The organism is Paenibacillus sp. FSL H8-0317, from assembly GCF_045040685.1.
In the GTDB taxonomy this organism is placed as follows: domain Bacteria; phylum Bacillota; class Bacilli; order Paenibacillales; family Paenibacillaceae; genus Paenibacillus.
Window position 1 is genome coordinate 7,047,202 of the sequence record NZ_CP150294.1, and the last position, 17,583, is coordinate 7,064,784.

At 49.0% G+C, this 17,583-nt stretch carries 15 protein-coding genes; 3 read left to right on the plus strand and 12 right to left on the minus strand.

Annotated features, from left to right (window positions below; all coding sequences use genetic code 11):
• Positions 1-80: 80 nt before the first annotated feature.
• Positions 81-1,124, minus strand: a complete 1,044-nt coding sequence (locus MHB43_RS31360; RefSeq protein WP_405131038.1) for an LCP family protein — start codon at positions 1,122-1,124, stop codon at positions 81-83.
• 112 nt (positions 1,125-1,236) lie between these two features.
• Here MHB43_RS31360 and MHB43_RS31365 point away from each other — a divergent pair, with 112 nt between their 5' ends.
• Positions 1,237-2,211, plus strand: coding sequence for an aldo/keto reductase (locus MHB43_RS31365; RefSeq protein WP_405132489.1), 975 nt, complete (start codon positions 1,237-1,239; stop codon positions 2,209-2,211).
• 144 nt (positions 2,212-2,355) lie between these two features.
• On the opposite strand, the gene MHB43_RS31370 is transcribed toward MHB43_RS31365, so the two are convergent.
• The 3 genes from MHB43_RS31370 to MHB43_RS31380 all read right to left on the minus strand — a co-directional run bounded on the left by MHB43_RS31370 (position 2,356) and on the right by MHB43_RS31380 (position 4,021).
• Entirely contained in the window at positions 2,356-2,817 is a 462-nt protein-coding gene (locus MHB43_RS31370) for a MarR family transcriptional regulator (protein ID WP_339298554.1), read from the minus strand.
• A gap of 134 nt (positions 2,818-2,951) precedes the next feature.
• A complete protein-coding gene (locus tag MHB43_RS31375) occupies positions 2,952-3,629 on the minus strand; it encodes a TIGR00266 family protein (protein WP_017691614.1) in 678 nt (225 codons plus the stop codon).
• Positions 3,626-4,021 carry a helix-turn-helix domain-containing protein gene (locus MHB43_RS31380; RefSeq protein ID WP_017691613.1) on the minus strand — a complete coding sequence of 132 codons (396 nt, stop codon included), beginning with the start codon at positions 4,019-4,021 and terminating at the stop codon, positions 3,626-3,628. Before MHB43_RS31380 ends, MHB43_RS31375 begins: the two co-directional genes overlap by 4 nt.
• Positions 4,022-4,185: 164 nt before the next feature.
• Between MHB43_RS31380 and MHB43_RS31385 the strand changes: the two genes are divergently transcribed.
• Together MHB43_RS31385 and MHB43_RS31390 are read left to right on the plus strand one after the other, a co-directional pair.
• The gene (locus tag MHB43_RS31385) at positions 4,186-5,400 is read left to right on the plus strand and encodes an MFS transporter (protein ID WP_405131039.1); all 1,215 of its coding nucleotides are present in this window, start codon (positions 4,186-4,188) and stop codon (positions 5,398-5,400) included.
• Positions 5,401-5,594: 194 nt separating this feature from the next.
• Positions 5,595-6,452: an aldo/keto reductase gene (locus tag MHB43_RS31390; protein ID WP_405131040.1), complete on the plus strand. Its 858-nt coding sequence runs from the start codon at positions 5,595-5,597 to the stop codon at positions 6,450-6,452.
• A gap of 154 nt (positions 6,453-6,606) precedes the next feature.
• Here the strand turns inward: MHB43_RS31390 and MHB43_RS31395 are convergent, their stop codons facing one another.
• The 8 genes from MHB43_RS31395 to MHB43_RS31430 form a co-directional block, all read right to left on the minus strand.
• The gene (locus tag MHB43_RS31395) at positions 6,607-8,706 is read right to left on the minus strand and encodes a glycosyl hydrolase family 18 protein (protein WP_405131041.1); all 2,100 of its coding nucleotides are present in this window, start codon (positions 8,704-8,706) and stop codon (positions 6,607-6,609) included.
• Positions 8,707-10,278: a chitinase gene (locus tag MHB43_RS31400; RefSeq protein ID WP_405131042.1), complete on the minus strand. Its 1,572-nt coding sequence runs from the start codon at positions 10,276-10,278 to the stop codon at positions 8,707-8,709.
• Between the two features lie 375 nt (positions 10,279-10,653).
• Complete coding sequence (locus MHB43_RS31405; protein WP_405131043.1) at positions 10,654-11,718, minus strand: pectinesterase family protein; 1,065 nt, start codon at positions 11,716-11,718, stop codon at positions 10,654-10,656.
• Positions 11,715-12,827, minus strand: a complete 1,113-nt coding sequence (locus MHB43_RS31410; protein WP_405131044.1) for a glycoside hydrolase family 105 protein — start codon at positions 12,825-12,827, stop codon at positions 11,715-11,717. The genes MHB43_RS31405 and MHB43_RS31410 overlap by 4 nt, the downstream gene beginning before the upstream one ends.
• An 84-nt stretch (positions 12,828-12,911) precedes the next feature.
• The gene (locus MHB43_RS31415) at positions 12,912-13,880 is read right to left on the minus strand and encodes a LacI family DNA-binding transcriptional regulator (protein ID WP_339180564.1); all 969 of its coding nucleotides are present in this window, start codon (positions 13,878-13,880) and stop codon (positions 12,912-12,914) included.
• A 40-nt stretch (positions 13,881-13,920) separates the two neighbouring features.
• The gene (locus tag MHB43_RS31420) at positions 13,921-15,516 is read right to left on the minus strand and encodes an extracellular solute-binding protein (protein ID WP_405131045.1); all 1,596 of its coding nucleotides are present in this window, start codon (positions 15,514-15,516) and stop codon (positions 13,921-13,923) included.
• A 68-nt stretch (positions 15,517-15,584) separates the two neighbouring features.
• The gene (locus MHB43_RS31425; protein WP_036612222.1) at positions 15,585-16,466 is read right to left on the minus strand and encodes a carbohydrate ABC transporter permease; all 882 of its coding nucleotides are present in this window, start codon (positions 16,464-16,466) and stop codon (positions 15,585-15,587) included.
• Between the two features lie 29 nt (positions 16,467-16,495).
• Positions 16,496-17,413 carry a sugar ABC transporter permease gene (locus MHB43_RS31430; RefSeq protein WP_240768206.1) on the minus strand — a complete coding sequence of 306 codons (918 nt, stop codon included), beginning with the start codon at positions 17,411-17,413 and terminating at the stop codon, positions 16,496-16,498.
• Between the last annotated feature and the right edge of the window lie 170 nt (positions 17,414-17,583).

Consider the following 17,583-nt stretch of genomic DNA (forward strand, 5'->3'; position numbering starts at 1 on the left):
ATCTCAAACGCAAAAAAAGCCGGGAAGCAACCGCTTCTCCGGACTTATATTCGTATGAGCATTTGCACAAGATTGGATGCTTATGCCGCATCACTCGTCTCCGATTGTTCCGCTGACTCCGGTTCAATTATCTCGGTCGCATCCGGGTCCAGCCAACTTGCGATCATGCCACGCACATACTGCAGATCGTCCTCCGACAGATCGTAGTACCATGTGCCACTGCGCGTTGCACCCTCACCCTTCAGCATGTAATTGCTGATCGTTGGTATGCTATCTTTCATATATAGGGACTCGGCAAATTTCACGATAAAGTCCGAGGTCATGTTGGTTGTAAAATTCGATCCGGCAATCTGGATTACGTCCGGGATCTTGGTCAGATTTTTGACTTCCAGCGCACGATTCATGAAGGCACTTAAGAAAATCCGGTGACGCATCGTCCGATTGAAATCGGAATCTTCCCGGTAACGCACATATCCAAGCGCTTCTTCGCCGTTATAGATCGGTTTATTAGCTTCAACAAACAGCTTCTCATGAATTTTGAGCTTGTTCTCAATGTTCTTTTTGATCGGCAGTTCCACACCACCAACCGCATCAACAATATCCTTGAGCCCGTTAAAATTAATCGCGGCATAGAAATCCACTTTGTTCCCCAGCAAATTCTCCACCGTATCCATCGCCATCTTGGCTTCACCATGGGCATACGCTGAGTTGATCTTCGACTTCACATCCCGGCCGACAATCTCGGTATAGGAGTCACGCGGAATGGACAGCAGCAGCACTTTATTGTCTTCTGGACGCACGACGGAATAGATGATGGTATCCGAACGGCTTGGTTCGTTATCCCGTTGGTCAATCCCTAGCAGCAACAGCGAGAATGGGTCGGTATGTTCCACGACAGGGGCATCCTTATCGCCCGCTGGTACAAAGGAGTCATCCAAAGCTTCCTTCACCGTAGCTGAAGCGAACAAATTAAAGGCAAACACGACGAGTTGCTTTTGATAGATAAATCCGAGTCCTCCCAACACAAGCAGCACACTTAGGGTGATGATCAATGGCTTCTTCCATTTCTTCTTCGGTTTCTTCGGCTTCCGTCTTGTTAAATGTGCAGCACTGTTTTCCATCATATCTCCTTTAATAACGGGTTCTTAGAATCATTTAACTATATTAATAACACGTTTTCAATAGATTACGTTATAATCTGCATTACATAAATGTACATAAAGGGAGCGATGAATGATGGAGTATCGACGTTTGGGCAATAGTGGTTTGCGTGTGTCGGCACTGGGGCTTGGCACCAATGCGTTTGGCAAACGCGCGGATGAAGCAGCTTCTACCCGCATTATTCATGCAGCGATGGATCAGGGCATCAACTTTATCGATACCGCCAATATCTACGCAGGCACGGAATCGGAACGCATCATCGGACAGGCTCTCACAGGTCGACGGGAAAACGCGGTGCTTACTACCAAGGCCGGATTACCCCGGCATGATGGTCCTCATGGGCGGGGTTCCTCCCGCTACCATCTGAAACAAGAGCTGGAACATAGCCTGCGGCGTCTGCAAACGGATTATGTCGATCTGTACCAGATCCATACTTTTGATCCGCATACACCGCTGGATGAGACACTGCGCACACTGGATGATATGGTCACTTCCGGCAAAGTCCGTTACATCGGAGCCTCCAACTACGCAGCTTGGGAGCTGATGAAAGCTCTGGGCATCAGTGAACAGAAAGGTTATGTGCGCTACATCTCCACCCAAACCAGCTACTCCCTGGCAGACCGTACGCCCGAGTTGGAACTGGTACCGATGTGTCTGGATCAGGGTGTAGGTATTATTCCGTACTTCCCGTTGGCAGGTGGTATTCTGACAGGTAAATATAACGGACAGACCCGTGTGCCTTCTGGTTCCAGAGCAGACACCGATCCGTCTTTCAACCGTTTCTTGCTGGAGCATAATATTCAACTGAGCGAACAAGTAAGCGCAAAAGCGGCTGCATATGGATGCTCCCCGAGTGTGCTGTCGCTTGCATGGCTGCTGACACGTCCGGCTGTATCCACAGTGATTGTTGGCGCTACACACACCGATCAGTTGGAACATAATCTGGCTAGTCTGGACATGTCACTGCCCGATGAGCTGTTGGCCGATCTGGACCAGATCAGTGACTCTTTCCGTCGCCGCGAGCCGTTTGCGTCCTATCGAATCGATTGAGCAACCGAAACAGACCTCCCGACAAGATGAAGTCAGGAGGTCTATTTGTATTTTGCAGAGGTGCTATAATTATTAATAATCAGAAAATTTCCCATTTCCACTACATTCTGTAGTTTAATACATTAAAAAAAGATATATTACGGATCAACTCTCTGTTTTTTGGCGAAGAAACTCCTGCATGATCTCCAAATACTCACCCTTACGTTCATCCAAAGTTTCGAAAAATGCCTTGTCCGATTCCTCGACCAGATGGATTCCCTCCACAGCCAATCGGGTTCCTTCTTCCGTTGTTGTGATAATATTGGCACGCGTATCTGTCTGATGACGAGCGCGGGTAATTAATCCCCTTTTTTCAAGCGCACGTAGAACCTGAGAAGTCACGTTAACATCCACCTTGGCAAAATGAGCAATTTGAACCTGAGTAACTCCTTTGCCTTCCTCATCGTGTTCATTGAGCCACAAACAGGCGTGCAATAATACAAATTGAGGTTGTGTCAGTTCGAGGGGCTCCAGCACCCTGCGTACTTCCTTTTGCCACATGGATGTAACCTGCCATAACAGATATCCCGGGCTTTCTTGTGCGTTTTTATACCGTGAGCTTGTCATCTCATACCTCCATGATGTGCGACCTTATGCAACAGAATATGTACCCGTCAGTCAATGAAGTAAATCCATTATTCATATAACGATGATGGAAACATATCCGTTGCAATTCTGTGTGTTCTTTCTCAAAAAAATAATTAGCGGGCAGGAATAAACTGCTTCACCCATTGTCCGAATCCTTGCGGATTGCGGCTCTGTATAAGAATGGTTCCTTCTCCCCGGAACCGACATACCAGTCCTTCTCCACTTGTAACACTGGATAACCAGCCCTGTGAAGCTTTCTCAATACGGTAATCTACATAATGAGGCCATGCCACCAAATGGGCGTTATCCACGATCATTTCTTCACCTGCTGCCAGATTAATCGCATGGATGGCACCATAGGAAGACAGAAATACAGTTCCACGTCCGCTGATCTCAATAATGAAGAAACCTTCTCCCGAAAAGAGACCTTTCTTCAGGTTTTGCATTTTGGTATTCACCTGAATGCCCTCGGTTCCCGCCAGAAATCCGTCTTTCTGCACATAGAGTGAATAAGAACCGTCCAATTCAACAGCTTCTACATCGCCCATGCTTGAAGGTGAGAGCAGAATCTCTGCCGACCCGCCCGCAGCCGTCAGTTCCTGAAAGAAAAACTTCTCCCCGCTCAGCATCCGACCGAACCCGGCAAACATTCCGCCTTCTGCTGAACCCTTCAGTTCAACCGTAGGCGTCATGGATACCATCGCACCACTCTCAGCCTTGAACCGCTCTCCCCGCTGCAAATGTACTTTGAGCATCGCAAAAGCACCATCATATAAAATCTCATAGTTCACGGTTGCACCAGCTCCCTATTGTCAGAGTTAAAATCATTCAGTCCATTATCTTCCAGAACCGCTGATTTGTCTCCGTATTCCTTCACAATATGTTGATCTCCCCAATTACAGAGTGCATTGAGAATCGGTTCAAGACTTCTCCCGTAATCACTCAATTCGTATTCTACTTTGGGAGGGACCTGATTATATACGATTCGGTTTACGATTCCGTCGTTTTCAAGCTCTCTCAGTTGCTGTGTTAACATTTTCTGTGTGATTGCGGGCATAATACGCTTGAGATCACTGGTTCGTCTTTTCCCATGTGTCAGATGACAGAGAATGACGCATTTCCACTTGCCACCGATCACTTCTAAGGTCGCTTCAACCGAGATGTTATATTTTTTTCTTACCATAACTTGCTTCCTCCCTGATGAATTGGATTACATCCGTCGCATGCTGTATAGGCACCAAAAAGTACGTAGGGTACTAAAAAGTACGTACTATTCAATCTATACCGAATAACTCATAATAGCATTTGCCGGTACGTAAATCTACATTCTGGGGAGTTGAGCAAGAAATGTTACAAGATTCAAAACGCAGCACGTGGGCACTGCTAGCACTGGCCATTAGTGCATTCGCAATCGGTACCACAGAGTTTATCAGCGTTGGGCTACTACCCCTCATTGCAGATGACCTGGGCATTTCCGTAACTACAGCGGGACTGACCGTTACTTTATATGCATTAGGCGTTACCTTTGGGGCCCCTGTTCTGACCTCACTGACGTCTACCATATCACGCAAAACGCTACTGCTTGCCATCATGATTGTCTTCATTGCGGGTAACACGATGGCTGCACTATCGACGGGCATCACCATGTTACTCATTGCACGAGTAGTATCCGCTCTGGCACACGGGGTGTTCATGTCCATTGGCTCCACGATTGCAGCCGATCTGGTGCCTGCCAACCGTAGGGCGAGTGCCATTGCCATCATGTTCTCCGGTCTAACCATTGCCACAGTAACCGGTGTACCTCTCGGTACACTCATTGGCCAACATTGGGGCTGGCGCGCTGCCTTTATCCTGATTGTTGGGGTTGGTATCGTTGCGATGATCGGGAACCTGATACTCGTACCATCCACGTTGAAACGCGGAACACGAACGGCATTTCGGGATCAGCTGAAGCTGGTTACAGGCGGACGCTTGCTGCTTGCTTTTGCCATCACTGCCGTCGGGTACGGAGGAACATTTGTTGTGTTTACGTATCTGTCCCCGTTGTTGCATGATATTAGCGGATATTCCGAGAAAACAGTAGCGTTCATTCTGTTGTTGTACGGAATTGCCATTGCAGTGGGCAACATCATCGGCGGCAGAGCAGCCAATCGCAACCCGCTCAAGGCGCTCTTCTACATGTTCATCATTCAGACCATCATTCTCGGCGTGATGTACTTCACCGTCCCGTTTAAGTTGGCAGCACTGCTCACCATTATGGGTATGGGCCTGCTCGCCTTCATGAATGTGCCTGGTCTTCAGATGTACGTTGTAACCTTGGCTGAGCGATATGCACCACAGGCCAAGGATGTAGCCTCAGCCTTTAACATCGCCGCATTTAATGCAGGGATCGCTATAGGTGCCTATTTGGGTGGAGTGATCAATGACTCCATTGGTTTGATTCACACAACATGGGTCGGAGCCTTGATGGTTCTCGTAGCTGTAATCCTGACCGCATGGGCTAAAATGCTGGAAAGCAAGGATCAACATGCATCAGTCGAAATGAAGAAAGCTTCGTGCTAATTTTCATCTGACCCTAGGTCTCACTCTATATTTATCAGTTCCAGCCTTCGAGGGGAACCGGTTTCACAATGTATTTTATTATACTATAATACGTTGAACCCAATTTGATCTACTATGATTTAATTTTGTATGATAAAACAACAAAAATTCAGCTTAATATAACTGATTTTTACACAATTTAAGGAGGAAATCTCATGACAACAGCTCAAACTGCACAACATTTACAATCCACAGTAACTCTGCATAACGGTGTTTCTATGCCTTGGTTCGGACTTGGTGTATTTAAGGTAGAAGAAGGATCTGAACTGATTGAAGCCGTGAAAAATGCGATTAAACATGGATACCGAAGCATTGATACTGCTGCAATATACGGCAATGAAGCTGGTGTTGGTCAAGCGATTGCAGAAGCTTTGCAAGAAAACAACCTGAAACGCGAAGAACTGTTTGTTACATCTAAAGTATGGAATGCAGACCTTGGATATGAAGAGACACTTGCCGCTTTTGATACCACATTGAACAAACTGGGACTGGAATACCTTGACCTGTATCTGATTCACTGGCCTAAGGCAGGCAAATACAAAGCAGCCTGGAAAGCGATCGAAGAACTGTACGCAGCCGGCCGCATTAAGGCTATTGGCGTAAGTAACTTCCAGATTCATCATCTCGAAGACCTGATGCAGGATGCCAAAGTGAAACCGATGGTCAATCAGGTGGAATACCACCCTCGCCTGACTCAGGTTGAGCTTAAGGCTTTCTGCGAAAAGAATGGTATCCAGCTTGAAGCTTGGTCGCCTCTAATGCAAGGTCAGCTGTTGGACAACCCAGTGCTCACAGCCATTGCTTCAGACAAAGGCAAATCGGTTGCACAAGTCATCCTGCGTTGGGATCTGCAAAATGGAGTCATTACGATTCCGAAGTCCACCAAGGAAAACCGGATTATCGAGAACTCCTCCATCTTCGACTTTGAACTTTCAAATGAAGAGATGGATCAGATTAGTGCTCTGAACGAAGATGTACGCGTTGGACCTGATCCGGATAACTTCGATTTCTAATAGATAGCCTTTTTGGAGGCTGCTTTGTTTGACATAACATAACGAAAAAACACCGGACCAGTATCCGGTGTTTTTTCGTTATATTCTCTTCCCTACAGCCAAGACTCGCTCACACTGCACGTTTCAATTCAAAATGTGGTAATCCATTTTTCAACTATTGAACCTGCCACAATGCAGGGACATTGGATGGCTCCCACCCAGACAAGGATGTGTGGGATTGCAAACATTTATACGTCTTACCGCTATAGGTGACCAGCTGTCCTACAGTATAGGCTGTATTCGCCTGCCAGGCGGAAACGCCCGGATTTGTCGTTCCTGCTGTTGTTTTCACGGTCACCGCATTACTCGCAGCAGAACCATTACCCGCTGCATCCTTTGCTTTTACCGTAAATGTATACGAGGTATCCGCTGCAAGCCCGCTGATCGTTGCTGTCGTTCCGGTCACGGATGTCGCCAGAGCCGCTCCATTGTACACATCATAACCCGTTACACCCACGTTATCCGTGGATGCCGCCCAGCTCAGCGTTATGCTGGATGTTGTTTGCGCCGTTGAAGCCAGGTTCGTCGGTGCAGTTGGCGCTTGCGTATCACCTCCCGGCTGAGTCGTAGTGCTTACGGTTACAGCATTACTGGCTGCAGACAGATTGCCGGCCGCATCTTTTGCTTTGATCGTGAAAGTATAAGAAGTACCTGCAGTAAGTCCACTGATCGTTGCTGTTGTTCCGGTCACGGATGTTGCAAGATTACTGCCATGATAGACGCTATAACCGGTAACCCCTACATTATCCGTTGAAGCATTCCAAGCCAGTGTAACCGAGTTTGCCGTCACACCTGTCGAACGGGCATTACCGGGTACGCTTGGCGCCGTCGTATCTGCTGGAGGCACTGTACCTCCGGTAGGCAGATCGGCTTTCAGTTTATTTTGAAGTGTTTTGTTCCGGTCACCGCTAAGTTCCCAGAACATCGCTCCGCCGAGTCCCTTGCTCTTGATATAAGCGGTTTTATATCCAATAGACTCCGCATCGTCATAGCTAATAAAGCGCTTGTTGGTCGCATTATAGAGATATGGCACCTTGGCCGTGTCATTCCAGTAACGCGTGTACCCGTTTTTGTTAATGTAATTGGTCTCCAGATCGTAGAAATCAAAGGAGCCTGCTTCCCATGTTCCAACGGAAGAACCCCCCGTGCAGGTCTGATACTGGCCATTGCTAGCTTGCGCGCATCCATCCCAGCCGCGGCCATAGAATGGAACACCAAGCACAAGTTTGGCCGCTGGTACCCCAGCATTCAGATGCCCTTGTGCTCCGGCAGCCACGTTAAATGTATTGGCATCCGGCACCCCAGCAGCCGAAGCCGCAGGGTCATAGTTCAACGGCGCGTTATGCGCACTGACTTTTTGCCAGGCCCCGTTAAAATCGTATGTCATAATATTAATCCAGTCGACGATGGCAGCTATATTGGCAAGCTCAGTATTCGCGGCATAGGTCGTCGATGCACCGCTTGCAATCGTAAGCAGATACTTCTTGCCGTCCACAGCTCCGGCAGCATCCAGCTTCTCACGGATTTTGCTCAGAAGCAGTGTGTAATTCTGCTTATCCTCAGGACGTTTGCTGTTACCATCAAGTCCGCCTGATACCGGGTACTCCCAGTCCAGATCTACCCCGTCAAAATTGTATTTCCGCAGGAAGTCGACGGCAGAGTTTGCAAAAACCTCTCGCGTTGCTGCAGTCGCAGCTACATCAGAGAAGCGGTTGGACCATGTCCATCCTCCGACGGAGATGATTGTCTTCAGATTAGGATTGATCTGTTTCAGCTTGTTAAGCTGATTGATATTGCCTGCAATGGGCTGATCCCACGTATCCCCTGCAAATGTCTTGCCGGTATCAATCCATGGATCGCCAAGCACGATCGTTCCATTCGGTACATTGATTGTCTGGCTCTTCTCATTCTGACACGTCCAGGTCACCGGATTAGGGCCCGAAGGGTCCGGATTTCCATGAACACCATTCCAGCAAATATCGGCAAAAGCATAGTTGATATGCGTGACTTTGGTTGGGTCGATATCCGTTACATTATAGTTTCTCCCATACGCAGCCCATGACGGGTAGTAACCAACAATTTTATATGAATCTGCAGCTGCTGCCGTAGCGGGTTGGAGTGCAAAAGAAGGAATAATAACAGATAAGAGCAGGGATAGACCCAGAAGAAACTTTGCGGTTTTCTTGAAAGCAGTGTGTTTATTTAAATGTATCATCTAATACACAACCTCCTTTGTCGTTTGCGTACTCAGCCCGTTCAGGAACGGACGATGTGCGCTCGAAAACTGGTTATTCGTATATGCGTCCCAGTTGATTGACCAGGTCATAATCCCTTTTATCCCCGCATAGCCCGTAGACTGGTGCAAGGAATAGGAACCGCCGTATGACACACCTTTGATCAAATAATTCAATGCCTTTTGCAGATCGGCTGGCGTTGTATAACCACCTCCAGCAGCCTGTTGGGAAGCCGGTACACCGATGGCAATCTGATCCGGTTGCAAGGGACTAAAGAAAGGGCCTGTGCTGCCGCCTACATGAAAGCCTTGAAGCAACATCTCCGCCATAGCCACATGGAAATCAGCTGTTCCCTGGGCGTAAGAGCGTCCATCCAGCCCCACCATGGAGCCGGTGTTATAGTGCTGCACATGCAGCAGGGTCAGGTCATTACGCAAGGCATGGATGACTGGCAGGTAAGCTCCCCAAGGGCCGCCGTAGCTCAGATATCCACCCTGTACATAGGCCGTCTCCGGCGCAGCCGTTAGGATGAAATTGGCGCCGAAGTGTGACTTAACCGCTTTCACGCCTTGGATGAGGTTAACAATTTTCGGTGTAGTTGGACTACGGAAATCGGTATCCCCTGCATTCAGAGACAGGGAACTTCCTTCCAGATCGATATCTAGACCATTGAAACCATACGTGGAAATGATTGATTTTAACGAATCTTCGAACTGCTGTCTCTTGGTCGCGTCGGTGAGCTCAATGGTACCGTTGGCTCCCCCCATGGAAAGAAGTACTTTTTTTCCCTGGCTTTGCAGATAGGCAATATCGGATTTGAATTCGGCTACCGTTGCATTGTATGGAGTAAAAGCAAGCGTTCCGCTGCCATGTGAAATCGGTTCGGCAAAGGAGACATTAATGACGTCATAGGCTGTTGATACGTTACGAAGTCTGATATTGGTTGAACCATTGTCGAAGTTATGCCAGTAGCCGATCAGCCATTTGCTGCCGGTTGGCTCAGGGTTAGAAGGTCCATTGGAAGTTGTTACACTGAGGGAGGTGCTCGCAGCGGATACATTGCCTGCGGCATCTTTGGCTTTTACCGTAAAAGCATAAGTCGTGCTGGCTGTCAGTCCAGTGACTACAGCTGTTGTAGTTGAAGTACTTGTCACAAGAACGCCGTTCCGGTACACCTCATACCCCGCTACGCCCACATTATCCGTGGATGCATTCCAGGAAAGACTCACGGAGGTGTTCGTGATGGAGGATGAAGTCAGACCCGCAGGAACAGAAGGTGGTGCCGTATCTGGCGTTGGCGTTTCCCCTCCCGAACCTTCCCCGACGTATTTCCACAACGCGGGCACAACAGAGGGCTCCCATCCGGTCAACGCCGTGTGGGCCTGAATACACTCATAATCTTTATTTTGATATGTTACGTGGTCTCCTTTCTTGTATGCGGTGCCTGCCTGCCACTGGGCGGCGGCATCGGCTCTCGGTGCAAACCACGAAATAAGTAGAAGAAATGTCAAAGCAAATGTAATGACCGGGCGGAATCGAACAGCTTGATTCAAGCAAAATCCCTCCTGTACTAAGGATACGTTCACCTTGCAAACAAAACTTCAATTGTCCACCTGCATCTGATCTGTGATCGATTAGAGCCAGCCTCATTCAGCCATCTGATGTTGCGTGTCACTTCACTCCCTTCCCTTACCAAAATGGACCTTCCCTCTCGTGTTCTTTTTTTGCAGGCACCATCCAAATTTTACAGGGAATTTACAGATCCTCACCCTGTATTTAATCAGTAAAATGCAAAAGAGATAAGGGATAAAATAGTTCTATTGGGGGCGAAAAATGTAATATAGCGCACAAAAAAGGTTTTCGTTCAAGTTCTTAGGAGACTTGAACGAAAACCTATGTTAGATATTACGCAGAGAAGAGGGCATATCTTACCGCCGCAGCTCCCCTCTCCCTTCCAAAGGCTGCCATCCATCTACGCCGGACAGAATCAGAGGTACAGTGTACTCGGCCGCTTCCTGTTCGGTCAGTATTTTGGCCCAAGGCACACGATCAGCAGCACATCCGGCACCAGGCCCGGCGCTGTTGTATTCCGCATACTGAACGGTCTGCTCTGCATCTGTCTTGTTCCAGTTGTGCCATCCCTCCCGCTTCACATGAGCGCCGATCCAGCAGTTCAGAAAACAGACTTTGGCATGATGACGCCACGGTCTACCCAGATACACCGACTGCGGCGGAGCATTGCTGGTCAGATCACAGTCCAGAAACACATAGCCGTAACGCACATCCTCTGGCGTAGAGGCTGCGGTAATCCAACCGTTCACTTGTCCATCCGCTGCCTCCGCTTCAGTCAGGCGATTCTTCGTAAAGATCTCGCAGCCCTTAAACACCACGGTAGCCGAGCCAAAAATAAAATCGATATCACCTTCGATGTAACAGTCCTCGAAATACTGCCGCAGTTTGCGCCGCTTGGCACCATCGCGTGGCCCACCAAAATAACTGCGATCCATGGGCTGCTCCGGCAGCGGGCCGGTGAAGATTGTATCCTGGTGACCGATCAAACGACAGCGGCGAAAGACCGCCCGGTCTCCATCCACATAAACGGCCAGGGCCTGACCAACTTGCTTGCCCGGCCCGGCAGCATTTACGAAGGAAATCCCCTCTGCCGTGAAATCATCGGCACCAATGAAAGCCGTATAGGAATGAAACGTATGATATGGCGACCCGTCCGGGAACTTCTTGAGTGCATGATCATCATACGTAATGATCGTCTGCTCCGCCCCCTCACCAATCAGGTGGATGCCCGGCTTCTCCATATGCAGCTTCTCATGATAGACACCAGCCTTCACTCGAATTGGAACGGTTCCGATGCCATTCTCCGGCAGCGCATCAACTGCAGCCTGAATCGTCACATAATCCCCTGTCCCGTCTGAAGCAACCGTCAGACAGGGAGCCGATGATTCCAATGCTGTATTTGGCAATCTCTGCTGCGTCATGGCAATCGCTCCATTTCCAGCGCTGCCAGCAGAAGCGGAGCCACCCCCATAAAGGAATCGCTTACAACCGCTTCACTTACATAGTAGTTGTACGAGCCATCCCGATCCATGCTTAATCCTGCGCCATGACAGATCCCGTTTAACCGAATGCCGTCAGCCGTCTCCTCCACCAATCTGGAGGAAAGTCCCTGCCATCCCTTCTCCGCCGCAGCTCTGAAATGCGGCTCCAGATACCTTAGCCGCACACCCTTAGCAAGTGCATATACAAACATGCTTGATCCGGATGCTTCCAGATAGTTGCCTTTGCGGAAGCCCTGATCCAGTACCTGGAACCATAACCCGCTCTCCTGCTCCTGCACGCGCACCAAAGCGTGGCACATCCGTTCGAAGATGCCGATGATGGTTCCGCGCTTTGGATGATTCACGGGGAAATGCTCCACGCTGTCTACAATCGCCATGGCATACCAGCCCATCGCCCGGCTCCAGAAGTGTGGTGAGCACCCTGTCGATGAATCTGCCCAGACCTGCTCCTTCGATTCATCCCAGCCATGATAGAGCAACCCGGTCCGCGGATCACGGGTCTGGCGTTCGATCAGCAGAATCTGATGTGCAACTTCATCCCATAACTCGGGACGATGAAATGTCTTCGCATACTCGGACAGAAAGGGAGAGGACATATACAGGCCGTCCAGCCACATCTGGAATGGATAGATTTTTTTGTGCCAGAAGCCGCCTTCTGATGTTCGGGGTTGCCCTGCGAGTTGTGCTGCCAAGAGATGCGCCGCTTCTGCGTAACGCTGATCTTCAGCACCATCCAGTAATGCAAACAGGTTTTTCCCCTGATTAATCTGATCCAGATTATATTCTTCCAAAGTATAGGTGCCAATAGAGCCGTCGGGCTGGATATACAGGTCCATATGTTTTTTCATAAAATCAACATACTCTTGCTTGCCATAATACTGCCCGGTTCGTGCCATCGCCATCAAGGTCATGCCTTCCACGTATGCCCATCGTCCCGAAGGGAACGCATGATAACCGTCCCCGTCACATTGCTGGATAATTGTTGCTGCAATTCGCTCAGACCAGGATAACTGTGTCTGTACCTGCATAAGCAATTCCTCCTTGAATGTTGTACTCACCTAATACATGTATGACTAACGGATAACCGCTTCACTCTTCAAAGGTTACTGTCCTTACTGCCGGCATATTGCCGTTGAATTGCGAAGGTTCAGCTTGGGCTGAATGACTACCGGAACATCGACCTGTTCATCACGGATTAACGAGACAATCAGCTCTGCTGCCTGCACGGCCAGTTCATCCAGAGATGGGCCAATCGTCGTCAAAGCCACTTCGGCATATTGCATATCCGGCAGATCATCATACCCGATTAACGAGATATCGCGTGGAACACTGTAACCTGCCTCAAGTAAAGCTCGGAGTGCCCCTCGGGTGACCAGGTTGTTCAGTCCAATAAAAGCTGTCGGCGAATCCGCCCCAAACGCATGATTACGTATGGCAAAATACCCGTCTTCCCAGGAAGAATACGCTGGTAGCACATGGTCTTCGTTAAAAGCCAGACCCGTACGCTGTAACGCTTCCCGGTATCCCTCCAGCTTGACGTGCTGGGAGTTGCCGATGAATCCGATTCGGCGGTGGCCCAGCGATTTCAGATGCTCCACTGCTTTGAACAGCCCTTCTTTGCGGTCAATCTTGATGTAAGGAGAGTTCGGCGCTTCATCTGTACCCAGCACAAAACACGGCATGTTGAGTGTTGCGAACTTTTTCCAGAACATCTCCCGATTGTCCAGTGCATAGTCCCACAGAATACATCCGTCCACGCGCAGCTGGCTGAAGACATCCACGCCATCATCCGCCACAACCAGGATCATCTGATATCCTCGCTTCTTCAGCTCGGTGTGCAGACGGCCGGAGATGTTCGAGAATAACGGATTGCTCAGCTCATCCAGTACAAAACCGATGATGTTGCTTCTGCCTGTGGAGAGCTGCCGGGCCAGCATGTTTTTCCGATATTGATGTTTCTCCGCGACCGCAAGCACCTTCTGCTTTGTTGCCGGTTTGATCGCGGGATCATCATTCAGCGCCTTCGATACCGTGCTATAGCTCACCCCCGCCAGTTTGGCAATGTCTTTAATGGTTATCAAAATCAATCAACACCTCTCATACGCCTAAAACCCTAATTTCCTATTTCTGTGCAGACTTATAACGATCGTATTGTGCCTGTCTGCCCGCAATAACCTGCTCTATATTCATCTTCTTCAACGTCTCAATATAACTGTCAAACTGGTCCAGACTGGCGTCCCCGCTAATAAACTTGAAGTTCATCTCTTCCACATATGTGGTGATGTCAGGCATCGCCATGCTCTCCACGCTCGCTTCATCCGGCAGGGCATAGACAAACGGGAACGGTTCGCGCACATACGGCTCCAGTTCCTTATCCATCTTCGAATGCCAAGGGGCTACGACGGAATCGGCAGAATCGGTGGATTGGATGTTCGGCAGATTCACCGGACCAATGCCCAGCTTCTGAATGTATTCATTGTCCTTGCCTTTGTCCGTGAATGTCTTCACGCCATTCTCTTCCGTATACGTGTCATCCTTGATGCCCCACGTATAATACGTCTGTGCTTCCTCACTTACGGCATAGTCCAGGAAGCGGAAAGCAAGTTCCGGATTTTTACTATCACGTGTAATGCCAAAGATGCCACTCACTGGTGTACGTCCTACATAGAACTGATCCCCATGCGGTCCTTTCAGTGGTAAAATGCCTTTGATGATTGGTTCTTCCGGATTGTAATCCTTGAACAACGGACTGTAGACCATCGACATATACCAGCTAAAATTAAACGTTGCGCCCGTCACATCCTGAGAGATGCGCGACGTAACCTGATCACTCGTGGTACTCGCATAATCCACCCCAAGCAGACCTTCCTTGTAGAGTCCGTTCAGATAGGTCAAGTACTCCTTGTAGGCAGGCTCATAATAGCTGAAATGCACCTTGCCCTGATCGTCTGCATAAAACTGATTGGACAGATCAAGTCCAAATGCCGGGCCAAAGGCCATGGACACAAATTTTGCTTCCATGGACAGTGGAATCTCATCGGCTTTTCCGTTGCCGTTCGGGTCATCTGTCTTGAACTTGCGCAGCATCGCCGTGAATTCATCCAGCGTGGTCGGCTCGCTTAATCCCAACTTATCAAGCCAGCGCACATTGACCATAAATACCGGCATGTAGTTGCGGGTTAACGTCTGCTGCGGGATATAATACATTTTACCATCTGGCGTTGTTAAACTGGCTTTGACCGAAGGCGACTTTTCATATATTTTTTTGAGATTCACGCCGTATTTCTCTACCAGTTCATTAATCGGAATGAATAGACCGCTGTTAATGTACTTCATCAGCTGATCCTGATCCGGCAGGTACACGATATCGGGCAAGCCGGTACCAGCAGCCAGCCTCGGATTGACGGCATCCGCATAGTTCTGCGGCGGAATCAGATCCCAATCCACCGTCACACCAGCGTTGCTCTCAATTTTCTTCACGATGGCTGCGGTGGACAAGTCCACATTGGTCGTCCAAGCGTTGGTGCCGAGAATAGACAACTTGGCGTCCGGTTGATCCGTCACCGGCCCTGCTCCGGTATAATTGAAGGCTGGCTCCGAACTGGACGGGGTACTCCCCGCATCGGTTCCCGCCCCTGTTCCACCGCTACATCCCGCCAGGCTGATTGCCAGTATCGCTGCGATTACACTTTTTCTTCCTGCCCCTTTAAATCTCATCCATCATTCCTCCTTGGTATGAACCATTCTGAACTCCCTTGAATGACATGACACTTAAGTAAGTAAAGCTATCCTTTCACGGCTCCGAGGGTAATTCCCTTAACGAAGTACCGTTGGATAAACGGGTAGATCGTAACAATAGGCAGAATGCTGACCACAATGGATACATAACGAACCTGAAGGGAGGAGACCGCCAGCGCACCGGATGTCATCGTACCGCCCATCTTCTGCATCACTTCCGGCGAAGCCATGATCAGCACTCTTCGCAGGAACATCTGTAAAGGCTGCATATCCTGTTTGCCCAGATATAATAGGGCCGTGAAAAAGTTGTTCCAGTGGAATACCGCATAGTACAGCGTGAGCACAGCCAGTGTTGGCTTGATGATCGGAACCGCCAGACGATACAGCATCGTCATCTCGTTGGCTCCGTCTATACTGGCACTTTCGAATATTTCATTCGGAATACCTTCGAACGCTGAGCGGCAGATCATGACGTTAAACGTAATCACCAGCACAGGCAGCACCATAACCCAGCGGGTGTTGTACAGCCCAAGCGAGGTAATCAGCATGTAGACCGGAATGAGTCCACCCGAGAAATACATGGTGAAGGCGATGAAGAAATTCAGCTTGCGGCGTAAGAAAAACTGCTGTCTGGATAATGGGAACGCGGCAAGACATGTTGCCACAATGTTCAACAGTGTGCCTACCACCGTGTACCAGAGGGTGTTGTAGAACGAAACCCACAACTCCTTGTATTGCAGTACCATTTGGTAACCTGACAGGGTAAACCCAACGGGCCACAATACAACTTTTTGTTTGTCGATGGCATCCACCGAGCTGAATGAAATACTAATGACGTACAGAAAGGGATACAACGTGACAACAACCGCCAGTATGGTCAGCAGGTAGACACATCCGTAGAACAAACGGTCACTTCTCGATTTTTGCATACAGATCTCCTTTGGTCCGGGTTATAGTCTTACCAGAGTGACATCTTGGTCAGGCGGCGGGTCATGGAATTGGCAGCAAAAACAAGGACAAAGGTGATAACGGAGTTGAACAAGCCAACCGCTGTGGCGAAGCCGTAATTCTGGCCCTCAATCCCCATCCGGTATACATAGGTGGACAAGACATCAGCTGTTTCGTAGGTGGCTCCGTTGTAGAGCAGATATACTTTCTCGAAACCTACACTCATAATGCCGCCAAGCGACAGAAGCAGAAGAATGACAATGGTTGGTTTGATACTGGGAAGGGTCAGGTGCCATAGCTCCTGGAATTTGTTGACGCCGTCGATTTTGCCGGAATCATACATCTCGGGGTCGATCCCCATAATGGCTGCAATGTAGATGATGGAGCTGAAGCCAAAGCTTTGCCAGATGTCGGAACTTGTGAAGATGGTACGGAACCAGCTCGCATCCATCATGAAGTTCACTTTTTCCATGCCAAGACTCGCGATGAGGGTGTTCACAATACCGTCTGTTGGTGACAGGAAGTTAATAATCATGCCAGCTACAACAACAGTGGAGATGAAGTGAGGAAGGTACGTAACCGTCTGGGCAAATCGCTTGAATGTCCGGTTCTTGATCTCCACGATGCAGACAGCGAATAAAATCGGAATGGAGAAGCCAAACAGGAGTGGCAGGAAGGCGAGCAAAAATGTGTTACGCAGCAGTCGCCAGAAGTAAATGGAATTCACAAACTGTTCGAACCAGCGCAGTCCCACCCATTCCCCGCTGAGCATGCCCTGCCCCGGCAAGAAATTACGAAATGCCAACAGCACGCCAGGCATCGGAAGGTACATGAAGATGAGGTAATACAGAAAGATAGGCGAAAACATCAGTAGCAAATATTTATCCCGTCTGATCAGGCTGAACAGCGTTGACATGCGTTTTTTCAACGTGAAACACTCCCCTTCGCTACATAATTACAACGTTTGAATTTTTGAATAAAAAGAACTGTCATTTCACTGATGTATTTGTTATTCATCTCATTCACATTTTGTAACAACCTATATTATTCTGCATAATAACGAGATAATTACTTGAAACAGTCCTCCTCACACCGTAT